Raw genomic sequence first — 14992 nt, forward strand, 5'->3', positions numbered from 1 at the left:
GCATGAACGCCTACGCCATTGTGCTGCAGCTGTCCGTCAGCCATGCCTACTTTCCCGCCGCGTCGAATGGCAATTTCCGCGTCGAGGCGACGGCGCGCTGCGCCGCCTTGCTCGACAGGCTGGGCATCCTGGCCCGTCCAGCCGCCAACGGCCTGCTCCTGCTGTGCCAGAGCGCGGCGCGCGAGGAACTGCTGGCCGGACTGGCGCAGCAGGACGAGCTGGAATTCCAGGTTTTTTCCGGCGACAGCCACTTTTTCCTCTACACGGCGCTCGACCGGCCCGCGCCCGACGCCTGCCTGTACTTCCACAGCGCCCAGGCGCAGCAGGAACAGCCTGGCTGCTGGCGCCTGCATGCGCAGGACTATGCCGACCAGTCGGCGTGGAGCGATCCTGTCGTCCCCAACAAGATGGCCGGCCTGGCCGCGCGCAGCTTTCGCCCGCTCAAGCCCGTCTTTTTCCTCGCGCTGTCGCCGGTCCAGCTGGCCGGCGCCCTGGCGAGCGGCGGCACGCCGCGGTTCTGCGTGCGCTTCCAGGCCCGCAAGATGCACTGGAAATACTATCTGTTGCGCGACCCCGGCGTGCCGCATGCGGCCATCGTCGACCTCGATGGCGAACTGCGCTTCACGGCGCGCGGTTATACCGCCCTGCCCGGCAACGGCCCGGCCTTGACCTTCGTCAGCGAACAAGCCATTGAAATGCGCCAGACCCATGCCCAGCGCCTGCAACTGCGCGAACAGGGCGAGCTGGGAGAACGAATTCTCATCAAGCGACTGCCCAATGCAAGCGTGGCCGCCGTCGGGAGGGAAATAGCAGCAGGAAGTGCGGTAGCGGTACTCGTGTCAGAAATCTATATCCCCTGATTACCTACGACATACCTACAAAAGGACGCAAGATGGCGCAATATAAAACTCCCGGGGTCTACATCGTTGAACAAAACGCCTTCCCCAATTCAGTCGTCGAAGTTGCCACCGCCGTGCCGGCCTTCATCGGCCACACGGAACGCGCCAGCCACAAGGGCGCGCCCCTGAGCAACAAACCCTGGCGCATCACCTCGATGGCCGAGTTTGAAGCGTGCTATGGCGGCGCGCCGGCGCCCAGCTTCAGCTTTGCCGTGACGCCGGCCGATGGCGTCAGCGATTTCTCCGCCGTCGCGGCGCCGGTGGCAGAGCAGGCGGACCCGGCGGCAGCGCTCGTCACGGCCGCCGATGACGCGCTCGCGACGCTGCAAGCGGCGAAAGTCGCGCTCATCAATAGCACCGACGAGACCAAGGAAGCCGACACCACCGCCTATACCGCGGCGCTGGAGAGCGCCAAGACAGCGGCCACGGCCGCCAAACGCACGCTCGATGAAACGGCCTACCCGGGCGCCGACCAGGTCCTCGCTTCGAATGCCGCCCAGGCGCTGCGCCTGCGGCAAGACGCGGACACGAAAAAGAAGGCCTGGACCGAAGCCAGCGAGGAAGCGGATAAAAAAACCAAGGAAGACGCCTACCTCGCGGCCGACAAGCTGGCCCAGGCCAGCGAAGCGCTGGCGGCGGACGACCTGAAAGCGGCGGCGGCCCGCGCCGATGCCGCCGCCGCATTGGCGAATGCGGCCGCGCTCAAGGCCGAGGCGGCCCGCGGCGCGGCCGACTACACGCTGAGCCGCACCAAGGGCAAGCATTTGTTGTACCACAGCATGCAGCTGTTCTTCCAGAATGGCGGCGGCGCCTGCTACATCGTCTCCGTCGGCGATTACGCGGCCGATCCGGCCAAGGACAAGCTCGAAGCCGGCATCAACGCGCTGCTCAAGGAGCAGGAACCGACCATGCTGCTGATCCCGGAAGCCATGCTGCTGGGGGGAGCCGACTGCTACTCGCTGCAGCAACAGATGCTCATGCATTGCGGCTACAAGATGAAAAACCGCTTCGCCATCCTCGACATCTACAATGGCGCCGCCGAATTGCAGGACCGGGAAGCCCCAGTCGACACCTTCCGCAACCAGGTCAGCAGCGAGTTCCTGGCCTTCGGCGCCGCCTATTACCCTTGGGTCAATACCACCATCGTGGCCTTGAAGGACCTGAACTTCACGCATTTCGACCAGGAGCAGCGCAGCGCCCTGAAGGACATGCTGACCCACGAACTGGCGGCCGTCGTGTATGCCGACCCGGGCAAGAGTCCCAGCGCGAAACTGAAGGCGCAGCAGGTGGCGCAAATCCTCGACAATATCGACGAGGACTGGTCGAAGCGCGACGACGGCGCCAGGCAGATCGAATCGACGCACAACGCCCTCGTTGCCATCAGCCCCCTGTACACGCGCATCCTGCTGGCCGTGCAGCGCAATCTGAACCTGCTGCCGCCAGGCGCCGCCATGGCCGGCCTGTACACCATGGTCGACAATACGCGCGGCGTGTGGAAGGCGCCCGCCAACGTGGGCCTGGCCTCGGTCAGCGCGCCGGCCGTGAACATCACGCACGACGACCAGGAAGACCTGAACGTGAGCACCACGGGCAAGTCCGTCAACGCCATCCGCAGCTTCATCGGCGAAGGCACCCTGGTGTGGGGCGCGCGCACGCTCGACGGCAACAGCCTGGACTGGCGTTACATCAACGTGCGCCGCACCATGATCATGCTCGAGGAATCGCTGCGCCTGGCCAGCAAGGCGTATGTCTTCGAACCGAACGTGGCCAACACCTGGGTCACCATCAAGAGCATGGCGCGCAACTTCCTGACCAGCATCTGGAAACGGGGCGGACTGGCCGGCGCCTCGCCGGACGACGCCTTCAGCGTGGCCGTCGGGCTGAACGAGACCATGACGGCCGACGATATCCTGGAAGGCATCCTGCGCGTCACCATCCTGGTGGCCGTCAGCCGCCCGGCCGAGTTCATCGAAATCACCTTCCAGCAGCAAATGCAGAAATCCTGATGCAGGCAACGGCAGTCTTCCCCTTGAACACCGACACATGAAAGAGGTCAGCAATGGCAGATGATGGCTCGAAACAATCCACGGCGGTATGGCCGCTTCCCAAGTTCTATTTCCAGGTGAAATGGGACTCCCAGGTCATGTCCTTCCAGGAGGTCAGCGGACTCGACATCCAGTCCGAGGAAATCAAGTACCGGCATGGCGACAGCCCCGAATTTTCCGTCATTAAGATGCCGGGATTGAAAAAAGTGGGCAATGTGACCATGAAAAAAGGCGTCTTCAAGTCCGACAACAAGTTCTGGGACTGGTTCAACCAGATCAAGATGAACACCATCAAGCGCGTGCCCGTCACCATCAGCCTGCTCGATGAAACGGGCGCGCCGACCATGGTCTGGACCCTGGCCAATGCCTGGCCGACCAAGATCACGGGCACGGACCTGAAGGCCGAGGGCAATGAAGCATCGATCGAAACCATCGAGATCGTGCATGAAGGCCTGACCATCGCCAACGGCTAAGGAGTGGCGCCTGCCCATGTTCAAGCTTGAACTGCCCTCGTTGCCCGGCATGGACGACTACCCGCCGTCCGCCTTTTACTTCAAGGTGACGCTGGGCGCCACGCTGGGCCTGACCGACGCCTCCTTCCAGGAGGTGTCGGGCATTACCGCTGAACTGGATACGGAAACCGTGGTCGAGGGCGGCGAGAACCGCTACGTGCATACCCTGCCGAAAGGCATGAAACCGCGCAGCCTGGTGCTCAAGCGCGGCATCGCCCCGCCCTACTCGCCGCTGGTCATGTGGTGCCGTTCCGTGTTCGAGCTCGACTTCGTGCTGCCCATCGTGGCCCAGCCCGTCATCGTCTCGCTGATGGATGCGCACAAGCTGCCCATCCGCGTGTGGTCGTTCGCCAACGCCTACCCCGTCAAGTGGGAGGTGGAAAGCTTCGGTTCCACCAAGAACGAGGTGGCGATCGAAAACATCACTCTCAGCTATACCTATTCCAACCGCCTGATCTGAACCATGCCCATCGACATCCAGCAATTGCACATCAAATCGAGCGTGGTGCAGCGCGCCGCGGAAGACGCGCCCCAGGGGGCCGCGCAAGCCATTCCCGGCAATAGTTGCTGCGAGGAAAGTAGCGCGGCGACACAGCGCGAGCAGATCCTGGCCGACTGCAAGCGCCTGATCCGCGCGGCCATCAGCCAGCTGCAGGAGCGCTAGATGGGAGGATTGAGTACGGGCCTGAAGAGCAAACTGCATATTTTCCCCGTCGAAACCAGCACGAGCGGCATCCGCACCGTGCTGTCGAGCGGCGGTTTCGAAGTCCTGATCAATCCATCGGGCTACCAGCAAAACCGGCACATCCACTACAGCAAGGCGAGCACGCTGGGCGCTCCCGCGGGCCGGCTGAAATTCAACAAGATCGCGCCCGAGGCGCTGACCCTGCCGCAAATGGTGTTCGACGGCACGGGCGTGGTGGAACTGTACGGCATGCGCAGCGTTAGCGACCTGATCAAGAAACTGCTGAAACTGATCTATCTCGTCGACGGCAAGAAGCATGAACCCAACCTGGTGTGCTTCCAGTGGGGCGACATGGACTTCATCGGCCGGGTCACCCACGTGGACATCGACTACACGCTGTTCAAGCCCAGCGGCGAACCGCTGCGCGCCAAGGTCACGCTGCGCGTGCTGTCGGACATGACGGTCGAGGAAAGCATGCAGCGTGCCAACCTCAGTTCGCCGGACCTGTCGCACCTGGTGGAGGTGCGCGCCGGCGACACCCTGCCGCTGCTGTGCGAGCGCATCTACCGCAATCCCGGCTACTACATGGCCATTGCCGGCATCAACGGCCTCGTCAACTTCCGCGACCTGAAGCCCGGCACGCAGCTGCGCTTTCCGCCACTGCGCTGAGACCATGCCGACGCCGCCCCCTTCCCCCGAACTCGCCAGCAGTGGCCTGCTCAAGCTCGTCATCCGCAGCAACGGCACGGCGCTGCCCGCCACCGTGGGCCTGGTGTCGCTGGCCATCACGAAGAGCGTCAACAAACTGTCGCAGGCGCGCCTGCTGTTCGACGACGGCAACATGCCGACGCAGGAATTCGCGCTCAGCAACAGCGACAGTTTCGTGCCCGGCGCCAGCATCGAGATCGAGGCCGGCTACGGCAGCGAAACGGCGCTGGTCTTTGCCGGCGTCGTGGTGCGCCACGGGCTGTATATCGGCGAGGGCAACGAAGGCAGGCTCTGCGTGGAGTGCCGCCATCCGGCCTTCCCGCTGACCTTGAGCCGCAGCAATGCCAACCACGTCGACAGCACCGACAGCGCCGCCATCACCACCCTGCTGCAGGGCTGCCCCGGCCTGGGCAGCGCGGCCGGCGACAACTATGGCGGCAAGGCGGCCGGCAAGGCCGTCAGCGTCACCGTCGACGCGACGACGGCCAGCTACCACGGCCTGGTGCAGTACTACAGCAGCGACTGGGATTTCGTGCTGGCGCGCGCCGAAGCGAACGGCCTGCTGGTGATCGCCGACGACCGCGCCGTGACGGTGCGGGCGCCGCAGACGGACGCGACGCCCGTGCTCAGCGTCACCTATGGCATCGACCTGATGCGCTTCGAGGCGGAAATCGACGCCCGCACGCAATTTAGCCAGGTCACCGGCGTAAGCTGGGACCCGTCCACCCAGGCTATTGCCGAGGAGCAAGCATCGGCCGTCTCGCTGAACCTGCAGGGCAACCTGGACGCGGCCACGCTGGCCGCCGTGGGCGGCATCAAGCAGCTGCGGCTGCAAACCCCGGTGCCGCTGGAAACGGCGGCGCTCAAGGCCTGGGCCGCCGCGCGCCAGGTCAAGGCGGCCCTGGCCAGGGTGCGCGGCAACATGAGTTTCCAGGGCAGCGCGCTGGCCGTGCCGGGCGCCCTGATCGCGCTGGCCGGCGTGGGCAAGCGCTTCAGCGGCACGGTATTCGTCAGCAGCGTCGAACATCACATCGCCGACGGCAACTGGCGCACCGACGTCGAGTTCGGCCTGTCGCCCGACTGGTCCGGCGACCGCCAGGGCGCCGGCGAAGCGGCGTCGGGCCTGGCGCCCGGCGCCAGCGGCCTGCAAATCGGCGTGGTGACCAAGCTTGACGAAGACCCGGCCGGCCAGCAGCGCATTCAGGTTGCCCTGCCCGTGCTGCAGAACAAGACGGTCGGCGTCTGGGCCCGCCTGGCCAGCGCCTATGGCTCGAGCACGGTGGGCGCCTTCTTCATCCCCGAGATCGGCGATGAAGTCATCGTCGGCTATTTCAACAACGACCCGTCCAACCCCGTGGTGCTCGCCAGCCTGTACAGCAGCAAGCACACGCCGCCGTACAGCCTGACGGCGGACAATTTCATCAAGGCCATCGTCACCAAGGGCATGCTGAAGGTCGAGTTCGACGATGACAAGAAGGTCATGACCCTGCTGACGCCGGCCGGCAACTCCATCGTCATGTCCGACGAAGCCAAATCCATCGTCGTCACGGACCAGAACGGCAACAAGGTGGCGCTCGACGACAAGGGCATCCTGCTCGACAGCCCGGCCGACATCGTGCTCAAGGCGGGCGGCAAGATCAGCCTGACGGCCGGCACGAATATCGAGGCCAGCGCCAGCGCCGACATCAAGCTCGGCGGCATGAACATCAACAGCAACGCCTCGGTGGCGCTGGTGGCCAAGGGTTCGGCCAGCGCCGAGCTGTCCGCCTCCGGCCAGGTCACCGTCAAGGGAGCGATGGTCATGATCAACTGACGCCGCAACAGCGCCGCCCCCCAACCACTGAAAGGAATTCCATGCCGCCCGCCGCCCGCCTTACCGATATGCACGTCTGTCCCATGCAAACGCCCGCCTTCCCGGCGCCGATTCCCCATGTGGGCGGACCGGTGATCGGCCCGGGCGTGCCGACGGTGCTGATCGGCAAGCTGCCGGCTGCCGTGGTGGGCGACCAGTGCCTGTGCGTGGGGCCGCCGGACGCCATCGTCATGGGGTCGATGACGGTGCAGATCGGCGGCAAGCCGGCGGCGCGCATCAACGACCCCTGCGCCCACGGCGGCTCGATCACGCTGGGCTGCCCCACCGTCATGATCGGCGGCTAGCGCACCACGATGAGCATAGACCAATCTTTCCTGGGGCGGGGCTGGGCCTTTCCGCCCACGTTCAGCAAGGGCCAGCGCGCCAGCGGCACGGGCGGCCAGGCGGCCATGGTGGACGGCGAGGAGGACATCGCCCAGAGCCTGCGCATCCTGCTGTCGACGGCGCCCGGCGAGCGCGTGATGCGGCCCGATTTCGGCTGCGGCATCAAGACGCACGTGTTCGACCTGGTCAATTACGGCAGCATGGCGACCATGAAGGCGCTGATCGAGCGCGCCATCCTGTTCTTCGAGCCGCGCATCACGCTGGAGAGCATCGAATTGAGCCAGCAGGACATCGCCAACGGCCGGCTCGACATCTGCCTGCACTACACCATACGCATGACGAATACGCGCAGCAACATGGTGTATCCCTTCTATTTCGTGGAGGGCACCGATGTCAGGCCGTGATCGCCCCCAGCCGCAGCTGTTCGTGCGCGACGGCAGCAGCCAGGATTGCCGGGCGCTGGCGCCCCTGCAGGACGGCTATTTTTCGCTGGCCGAGATGTCCTTCCCCGTCTTGCTGGCGATGGCCACCGAGCACGCCCGCCTGGTCGGCTTCTACCAGCTCGACGACCGGCCGGACGGCAGCTGGAAGCCTTTTTTCAGCGCCGACGAAACCATCGTCATGGCGCGCATCCTGGCCGTGCGGCCGCAGTACGAGCAGGCCAGGTTCGACCGTTGGTGGGCAACGGCCGGGATGGCGCCGGACGCGGCGGCGCGCGCCCGGGCAAGGGTGCCGACCTTGCGCCTGGCCCGCTTCCTGGAAGGCTGGCGCAACGACCTGGCGCAGGCGCGCGGCAGCGCCGGGCGCAAGCTGCACACGCTGCTGGCCGCCGTGATCGGCAGCCTGGGCGCTGACCCGCACGCCCAGGCGGCGCTGCAGGCCGCCAGGCTGCTGAACCAGCAGGAGCGGCCCGAACCGGCGCTGGCCGATACGCCGCGCGAGCGCATCAAGAGCAGCTACGACACCCTGTTTACGGCCATCGAAATGGTGCAGCGGGAAACGGCGCGCCTGCTGCCGGAAACGCTGGCGAGCGGCAAGCACGAACCGGCCGTGGCGCTGCTGATCGCCTTCATCCGCATTGCCCGGCAGTTGCACGCCAGGCTGAACCGGTTTACCAGCGGACACCTCGATTTCTACTACGATGGCATGCTGGGCACGCCGCCGCTGCCCGCCGTCCCCGACCACTGCTATCTGGTGGTGGCGCCCTGTCCGACGGGCGGCAGCATCGCCATTGCGCCGGGCACCGAATTTCTCGCCCGGCCCGATGCCGACGGGCGGCAGGCCGTGTATCTGGCCGATGCGGGATTGCTGGTGGGCGACGCCAGCATCGGGGCCATGCACACGCTGTACTTCAACCGCGACCGCAATATCTCGCCCGAAACCGACATGGACAAGCGCGGCAGCGTGGCGGCCAGGCAGGCATGGCCCAGCCATGTCTGGAGCCGGCAGCTGCCGCTGCCGGGCCAGCTCGATTACACCGATCCCGCCGCGTTGCGCGCGCTGCCCCTGCTGGGCGCGCCCAAGAACGCAACCGAAGCGGGCCAGGCGCACGATGCGCGCCTGGGCTTCGCCCTGGCCAGCAACGTGCTGCTGATGCGCGAAGGCAGGCGCCGCGTGAAGATCAGCCTGGAATTTGCCCCGCCGCACCTGAAATGGCGGCTGCTGCGCCTGATCACCGTGATCCGCCATAAAAAGATGCGATCCGGCAACACCGTCGACCGGGTGGAACTGGCCGACATCTGCCAGCGCATACTGCGCGGCCTGTTCCGGATCGAAGTGACGGGGCCGTCGGGCTGGATCCGCGTGCCCGCCTACCACCCCTCGCTGCCCGCCTCGGGCCAGGGCCACGCCACGGCAGGCGCGCTGCTGCAGATCGAGTTCGAGCTGGGACTGGAAATCGCGCCGGTGGTGGCGTATGCGCCGGCCCTGCATGGCGAAAGCTACCAGACGGCCGTGCCCATGGTCCGCCTGCGGCTCAATCCGGACAGCTACGTCTACCCGTACGGCCTGCTGCGCGGCTTGACGCTGACGGCGGCCAGCATCGCCGTGCATGTCAGCGGCTATCGTCAGTTGTCTTTGAGCAACCAAATCGGGCAGCTGAGCGCCGCCACCCCGTTCCAGCCCTTCGGTCCCATTCCCGTCGTCGGCTCCTACCTGATCGTCGGCGCCGGCGAGGCGGCCGGCAAGGATCTGCGGCATTTCCATGTCGACCTGGAGTGGGCCGAGCTGCCCGACGACGCGGGCGGCTTCAAGGCGTATTACCACGACTATTCCGACACGGTGGAAACCGAAGCCTACCAGGCCAGGGTGGAAGTGCTGGCCGACGGCGTGTGGCTGCCGCAGGAGAGCCAGGCGCCGCTGGCGCCCCTGTTCCAGACCGACTATGCGCGCACGGCCAGCCGCCGCGTGCTCAGGCATATCCGCCTGTCCTGCGACGGCGTGCTCGAACGCATGCGGCGCGGCGCGGCGCCGCTGGCGCCCGGCAACGGCCCCTACAGCGCGGCGTCGCGCCACGGCTATTTCAAGTTCACGCTGGCGGCGCCCCGCTTCGCCTTCGGCCACCGCGAATACGCGCAGGCGCTGGCGCATGCGATGAAACGCAATCTGCGCAACAAGAGCGGCCGCTTCCTGGCCGGCATACCCGAACTGCCCTATACGCCGCTGGTGGCGGCCATCACGGCCAGCTACGAGGCCGTGGCGCGCATCGCCCTGCAGCAGCCGGGCGCCGCGCCGGCCGCAGGCTGGAACAATACCCTGTTTCACCTGCACCCCCACGGCTGGGAAGCGCTCAGCAACGCCACCGACGGCGGCGCCACCTTGCTGCCCGTGTATGAAGAACTGGGCTATTTGCATATCGGCCTGGCGGCCAGCAACCAGGCGGCCATGCTGACGCTGTTCTTCCACCTGCAGGAGGATTCGCTGCCGGACGCGCCGCGCGCCGTCGCCTGGTCTTATCTGAGCGACAACAAATGGCAGCCCTTGCCTCAGCGCAACATCCTTTCCGACAGCACGGGCGGCTTCATGACCTCGGGCATGGTGGCGCTGAACATCCCCTCCGACATCAGCCTGCAGCACACGCTGATGCCGGCCGGCCTGTACTGGCTGCGCATCAGCGGCTCCGACAAGCTGAGCAATTTCTGCAGCGTCTACACGGTCTACACCCAGGCGCTGTGCGTGCGCCGCGACCCGGTCAGCATGCAGTCGGCCACGCAGGTGTCGCTGCCGGCCGCCAGCATCGAACGCAGCCGCCAGGTCATCGCCGGCCTCGGCAAAATAGCGCAAATCATCGCCACGCGCGGCGGCCAGCTGGCCGAAACGCGCGCGCAGCGCCACACGCGCCTGGCCGAACGCCTGCGCCACAAGGGACGCGCCGTGACGCCGGCCGACTACGAATCGCTGATTCTGCAGCAGTTCCCCGAGATCTACAAGGTCAAGTGCTTTGCCAACCTGAGCACGCAGGGCCATACCCCTGCCGAATGGCTGCGGCCCGGCCACATCCTGATCGTCGTCGTGCCGCCGCTGGCGCCAGGCAGCGCCCTGCATCACATGCCGCAGCTGAACGGCAAGCTGGTGCGCGAAGTGGAAGCATGGATACGCGCCCTGGCGCCGCCCGCCGCCACCATCGCCGTGCAGCACCCCGTCTACGAACAGATCCAGGTGCGCTGCAGCGTGACCCTGAAGCCGGGGCTGGCGGACGGCCTTGGCGGCCAATACATGACGCGCCTGAACGAGGATATCTCGCGCTTCCTGTCGCCGTGGAGCGCGCTGGGCAACCGCATCCATTTCGGCTGGAACGTCAGGCTGCACGAAGTGGAGTCCTACATTATCGGCCTCGATTACATTGCCGACGTCGGCGCCTGCTCCATGCTGCGCGTGGCGCCCACGGACAAGGGCAGCTATGTCCTGTCCGATACGGCCGCCGACAGCCGCAAACAGGGCATCGCCTGGCATTACCCGTGGAGCGTGGCCATTCCCATCGAAAAGCACCTGATCGACATCCATGCGCACGAGGGCGGGTCGCTGCAGCGGGCCAACCTGCACACGCTCGATATCGGCGCCACTTTCATCATCACCTCGAAGGCTACCCATGGCCCAGCATAGCCGCGACACCCTCAAACGCTACTTCCGGCACGGCGCGATGCCGGCCCAGGATGCCTTCACGGCACTGATCGAATCGATGCTCAACATCGTCGACCAGCAATTTGACAAGACCCCGACCGACGGCCTGAAAGTGGGCCAGATCGGCCAGGGACGGCTGCTCAGCTTCTATCACGACATCGACCAGAAAAGCGCGATCTGGTCCGTCAGGATGGAAACCCCGGGGCGCGGCCTGGTGTTCGGCACCGGCGGCCTGCAGGAGCGCGGCGACACGGACAACGCCGAGGATGCCTACCGCCGCGCCATGGAACTCAGTCCGGCCCCCGGCGGCGCGCGCTTCGCCACGCTGGCCGACAGCGCGGAGCCGGACGCCAGCCGCTTCCAGCTGGACCTGCAGGGCCGCGTGTTGGCCGACGGCCGCATCGGCCGCGCCGTCGCCAGCGTGCTGGCAAACGGCCAGTGGCAGCCGATCACCGGCAACCTGACGGGCTGCCACGCGTTCGAGGTGATGGCCGGCACCGGCAAGAAAGGCTCGGGCAAATACGCACTCATGCACGCCTATGCGGTCAACGCCTTCCAGGGCGGCAAAGGCGACATCACGTATCACCAGGCCCACTGCGGCAGCAAGTGCAGCCGGCTGGAGCTGCGCTGGACGCGCGAGTCGCCCGTGGCCGGCGATCCCTACCGGCTTGAAATCCGCACCGGCTGCGCGCTCGATAGCGCCGGCACGCCGGACGAGCGGCGCACGCGCATCCGCGTCCACCTGACCCAGCTGTGGTTCGACCCGGCGATGGACGAGTGCCGTCCACTGGCAGAGGGAGGCCTGCCGTGACGCCGCCACTGGCGCTGCGCCTGCACGCGGACGAAGGCGCGCTGGTCATCGAGGCGCTGGCCGAGCTGCCGTTCAAGGCCGTGTTTGAACTGATCGGGCGCCTGAACCGCCAGGCCAATGCCGCCGGCGCCAGCGGCGACGGGCCCGCGGCCCGCTACCTGGTCAGCGCCGCCGACCTGGAACTGATCGTCGCCGCGCTGGGCCAGCAGCCATACCAGCGCGTGTACCGGCTGCTGGCGGCGCTGCGCGAACAGCTCGACAGCCAGCCCGCCGCGTGCGGCCAGGCGGCGGGCATCGCATGATCGCGCCCGAAACCATCGCGCGGCTCGAAGCCGACCCGGACGGCCTGGACTTCGCCGCCCTGCAACAGGCCGGCATGACCATGCTGCAGGAACTGTGCGGCGAATACTGGACCGACTACAACGCCCACGATCCCGGCGTCACCATGCTCGACCAGCTCAGCTATGCGCTGACCGACCTGGCTTACCGTTCCTCGCTGCCGCACGGCGATTATCTGGCCGCCGGCGACGGCAGCATCGACCTCGGGCGGCAGGCGCTGCACCTGCCGCAGGATATCTTCCCCAGCGCAGCGCTGACGGCGGACGACTGGCGGCGCCACCTGTACGACAGCATCCCGCACATCGAGGACGTCTGGCTCATCGAGGACGGCAAGGACGACGGGCTGGCGCGCATACGTCTGAAACTGGGCGAACCTGACGCCGCCCCGCAGGTGCAGGTGGAGATCAGGAAGACGTTCACGGCCGGACGCGCGCTGTGCCAGGACCTGGAGCGCATAGACGTGCTGCAAACGAGCAATTTCTACCTGAAAGGCGATATCGAAATCCATAGCCTGCGGGACCCGGCCGACATCTATGCGGACATTTTCTTCCAGTGCCAGCACCATGTTATTTCCGGATTGCAACTTATTGACTACGACCATGCGGCCGCCGACGGCATGCCTTTCGACCGCTTGTTTGCCGGTCCGTACACGGAACACGGCCTGATCCAGGAAAGCGGACTGTGCAACGCACGCGAACGCGTCTCCGTGGCGCGCCTGATCGGCGTGATCCGCGGCATTGACGGCGTGCAGAAAGTGCATGCGCTGGAACTGTGCGACAGCCAGGGCAATGACCTGGCCGGCGAACTGGAAAACCTGCCGGCCGATGCGGTGCCACGCCTGTGCGACCCGGAAGCGCCCTTGCTGAGGCTGCATTTCATGGGCAAGACCAGCGATGAAACGGATGCCGTGGCGAAGACGGCGCCAGCCGGGCCGGACCCGATGGCGGCCCTGATCGAGCGGACGAAGGACCGCCTGAAAAAGCTGAAATTCGAGTCGCGCGCCCTGCGCGAGCGCAAGGCCACGCTCGAACACTTCATCAGCGCCCCCAGGGGCGCCGGCGTCGCGCTCGATCCCTATTACTCGATCCAGCACCAGTTTCCCGCCATCTATGGCATCAATGCCTACGGCCTGCCCGCCAGCGCCTCCGCCGCGGAACGGGCCAGCGCCCGGCAACTGAAAGGCTACCTGTACGTGTTCGAGCAGGTCATGGCCAACTACCTGTGCAACCTGGCCCATATCCGGGACCTGTTTTCCATCGACGGGACGCTGGGGCAATCGTATTTCAGCCAGCCCGTCACGAACCGGATGCTGCCCGATATCGAACGCCTGTACACTGTCCCCGTCCCGGAGCTGGCGCAGGAACTGGAACGCATACGCGAACGCTACGACCCGTTCGAAGACCGCCGCGACCGCGTGCTCGACGTCATGCTGGCCATGTATGGCGAACGCTACACGCAACAAGCTTTGCGCAAATTCAATTTCTACTTCAGCACGCGCAAGGCGCTGCAAACCTGGTTGCTGGAAAACAAGCTGGCCTTCCTGAGCCGCATCGCCGGGCTCGGCAAGGAACGCGCGGCCGCCTTCCGCCACGACCAGCCGGCGTGGGATACGGACAACGTCAGCGGCGCCCAGCGCAAGGTCGCCATTCTGCTGGGCCTGCATCAGTTTCCCTGCTGCCGCTCGCTGACGGCCCCCTTGCGCCGCCTCGGCCTGCGCATCGCCGCCGGTGGCGCCGCCGCGGCCTCCCTGCCAGCGCTGCTGGCGCGCCTGGCGCAGCAGCCGCCGCCCGCCGGCATGCCCTTGCTGAGCATCACGCAAGACACCCTGCACAGCGCCTGCCTGCACGGCTGGAACAGCGGCGCTGCGGCGCCCACGTCGCTCTCGCCGGAACAAAGCCGGCAGTTGCGCGAGCTGAACATGGCCTGCGAAGGCCTGCACCTGCTGGAACACACGCTGCTACGCCCGCGCGATGCCGGCCGCGCCAGCCATCCGCCCACGCCCGACGGCTTTTATGCCTTCCAGGTCAGCATCGTTTTTCCCGGCTGGACGGCGCGCTTCGCGGACCCGGAATTTCGCAAACTGGCGCAGGAAACCGTCAGCCTGAACCTGCCGGCCCACATCCTGCCCGCCTTTTACTGGCTTGGCGACGTGGAAATGGAGGATTTTGAGAACCGCTACCGCAAGTGGCTCGACGCGCTGCGCGCGCAGACGCTGGACTGGCAGCAGGGAGGCGCGCCGGCCGGGGCCGTCGTGCGGGCGCTCGACGATGCCTCCGCGGCGCTGGTGCGTTTCCTGCGCGCGCCGCACCGCCGCCCGGCGCTCAGCCTGCACTGGATCTAGCGTGACCACGCCCTGCCACCGCATCGACGCCGTGCACCTCGACCTGACGTTCGAGAGCGACGCGCCGCGCTTGCTGCCGATGGCCGACGACGCCCTGCTGGCGCTGACGCGCGAGCTGGTGCTGCCGGCGCTGTCGCAGGCGCTGGACGAAGCGGACGAACCTGGCCGGCGGCGGCGCATCGGGCGGCTCGACATCGACCTTGGCCAGATTCCCGCCCACCTGCTGGCGTCGGAAATGCCGCGCCGCCTGCGCGAACTGCTGGGCAATGCCCTGCGCGACGCCTTGCGGGAAGCGGCGCCGGCGACAAGCGCGGCCGCCGTGCCCGCGCCGGCCGG

Annotated in this window: 14 protein-coding genes; all 14 read left to right on the forward strand. The window is 66.6% G+C overall.

Annotated features, from left to right (window positions below):
- Positions 1 to 2: 2 nt before the first annotated feature.
- Positions 3 to 860 carry a hypothetical protein gene (locus CBW50_RS23070; protein WP_086147711.1) on the forward strand — a complete coding sequence of 286 codons (858 nt, stop codon included), beginning with the start codon at positions 3 to 5 and terminating at the stop codon, positions 858 to 860.
- 32 nt (positions 861 to 892) lie between these two features.
- Positions 893 to 2905, forward strand: coding sequence for a phage tail sheath C-terminal domain-containing protein (locus CBW50_RS30070; RefSeq protein WP_226935609.1), 2013 nt, complete (start codon positions 893 to 895; stop codon positions 2903 to 2905).
- Between the two features lie 53 nt (positions 2906 to 2958).
- Entirely contained in the window at positions 2959 to 3417 is a 459-nt protein-coding gene (locus CBW50_RS23080; protein WP_086147712.1) for a phage tail protein, read from the forward strand.
- A gap of 16 nt (positions 3418 to 3433) precedes the next feature.
- The gene (locus CBW50_RS23085; protein ID WP_226935607.1) at positions 3434 to 3916 is read left to right on the forward strand and encodes a phage tail protein; all 483 of its coding nucleotides are present in this window, start codon (positions 3434 to 3436) and stop codon (positions 3914 to 3916) included.
- 3 nt (positions 3917 to 3919) lie between these two features.
- Positions 3920 to 4120: a DUF5908 family protein gene (locus CBW50_RS23090; RefSeq protein ID WP_086147713.1), complete on the forward strand. Its 201-nt coding sequence runs from the start codon at positions 3920 to 3922 to the stop codon at positions 4118 to 4120.
- Complete coding sequence (locus CBW50_RS23095) at positions 4121 to 4810, forward strand: peptidoglycan-binding protein (RefSeq protein WP_139842611.1); 690 nt, start codon at positions 4121 to 4123, stop codon at positions 4808 to 4810. It abuts the gene before it with no gap.
- A 4-nt stretch (positions 4811 to 4814) separates the two neighbouring features.
- A complete protein-coding gene (vgrG, locus tag CBW50_RS23100; protein WP_086147715.1) occupies positions 4815 to 6662 on the forward strand; it encodes a type VI secretion system tip protein VgrG in 1848 nt (615 codons plus the stop codon).
- 41 nt (positions 6663 to 6703) lie between these two features.
- Positions 6704 to 7006, forward strand: a complete 303-nt coding sequence (locus CBW50_RS23105) for a PAAR domain-containing protein (RefSeq protein ID WP_086147716.1) — start codon at positions 6704 to 6706, stop codon at positions 7004 to 7006.
- Positions 7007 to 7015: 9 nt separating this feature from the next.
- Positions 7016 to 7450, forward strand: a complete 435-nt coding sequence (locus CBW50_RS23110) for a GPW/gp25 family protein (protein ID WP_086147717.1) — start codon at positions 7016 to 7018, stop codon at positions 7448 to 7450.
- Positions 7437 to 11147: a baseplate J/gp47 family protein gene (locus CBW50_RS23115; protein ID WP_086147718.1), complete on the forward strand. Its 3711-nt coding sequence runs from the start codon at positions 7437 to 7439 to the stop codon at positions 11145 to 11147. Before CBW50_RS23110 ends, CBW50_RS23115 begins: the two co-directional genes overlap by 14 nt.
- Positions 11134 to 11976, forward strand: a complete 843-nt coding sequence (locus CBW50_RS23120; protein WP_086147719.1) for a hypothetical protein — start codon at positions 11134 to 11136, stop codon at positions 11974 to 11976. Before CBW50_RS23115 ends, CBW50_RS23120 begins: the two co-directional genes overlap by 14 nt.
- Positions 11973 to 12278, forward strand: a complete 306-nt coding sequence (locus tag CBW50_RS23125; protein ID WP_086147720.1) for a hypothetical protein — start codon at positions 11973 to 11975, stop codon at positions 12276 to 12278. The genes CBW50_RS23120 and CBW50_RS23125 overlap by 4 nt, the downstream gene beginning before the upstream one ends.
- On the forward strand, positions 12275 to 14656 hold the full coding sequence (locus CBW50_RS23130) for a hypothetical protein (RefSeq protein WP_086147721.1): 2382 nt from the start codon (positions 12275 to 12277) through the stop codon (positions 14654 to 14656). Before CBW50_RS23125 ends, CBW50_RS23130 begins: the two co-directional genes overlap by 4 nt.
- 1 nt (position 14657) lies before the next feature.
- Positions 14658 to 14992, forward strand: a 335-nt coding sequence (locus tag CBW50_RS23135; RefSeq protein WP_216356398.1) for a contractile injection system tape measure protein, incomplete at its 3' end; no start/stop codon positions are given.

This window comes from Janthinobacterium sp. GW458P (genome assembly GCF_002127585.1).
Classification (GTDB): domain Bacteria; phylum Pseudomonadota; class Gammaproteobacteria; order Burkholderiales; family Burkholderiaceae_D; genus Janthinobacterium.

Excerpts from the sequence above, each read along its gene's own strand:
- CBW50_RS23070 (WP_086147711.1), top strand. The coding sequence starts at position 3 with ATGAACGCCTACGCCATTGTGCTGCAGCTGTCCGTCAGCCATGCCTAC.
- CBW50_RS30070 (WP_226935609.1), top strand. The coding sequence starts at position 893 with ATGGCGCAATATAAAACTCCCGGGGTCTACATCGTTGAACAAAACGCC.
- CBW50_RS23080 (WP_086147712.1), top strand. The coding sequence starts at position 2,959 with ATGGCAGATGATGGCTCGAAACAATCCACGGCGGTATGGCCGCTTCCC.
- CBW50_RS23085 (WP_226935607.1), top strand. The coding sequence starts at position 3,434 with ATGTTCAAGCTTGAACTGCCCTCGTTGCCCGGCATGGACGACTACCCG.
- CBW50_RS23090 (WP_086147713.1), top strand. The coding sequence starts at position 3,920 with ATGCCCATCGACATCCAGCAATTGCACATCAAATCGAGCGTGGTGCAG.
- CBW50_RS23095 (WP_139842611.1), top strand. The coding sequence starts at position 4,121 with ATGGGAGGATTGAGTACGGGCCTGAAGAGCAAACTGCATATTTTCCCC.
- vgrG (WP_086147715.1), top strand. The coding sequence starts at position 4,815 with ATGCCGACGCCGCCCCCTTCCCCCGAACTCGCCAGCAGTGGCCTGCTC.
- CBW50_RS23105 (WP_086147716.1), top strand. The coding sequence starts at position 6,704 with ATGCCGCCCGCCGCCCGCCTTACCGATATGCACGTCTGTCCCATGCAA.
- CBW50_RS23110 (WP_086147717.1), top strand. The coding sequence starts at position 7,016 with ATGAGCATAGACCAATCTTTCCTGGGGCGGGGCTGGGCCTTTCCGCCC.
- CBW50_RS23115 (WP_086147718.1), top strand. The coding sequence starts at position 7,437 with ATGTCAGGCCGTGATCGCCCCCAGCCGCAGCTGTTCGTGCGCGACGGC.
- CBW50_RS23120 (WP_086147719.1), top strand. The coding sequence starts at position 11,134 with ATGGCCCAGCATAGCCGCGACACCCTCAAACGCTACTTCCGGCACGGC.
- CBW50_RS23130 (WP_086147721.1), top strand. The coding sequence starts at position 12,275 with ATGATCGCGCCCGAAACCATCGCGCGGCTCGAAGCCGACCCGGACGGC.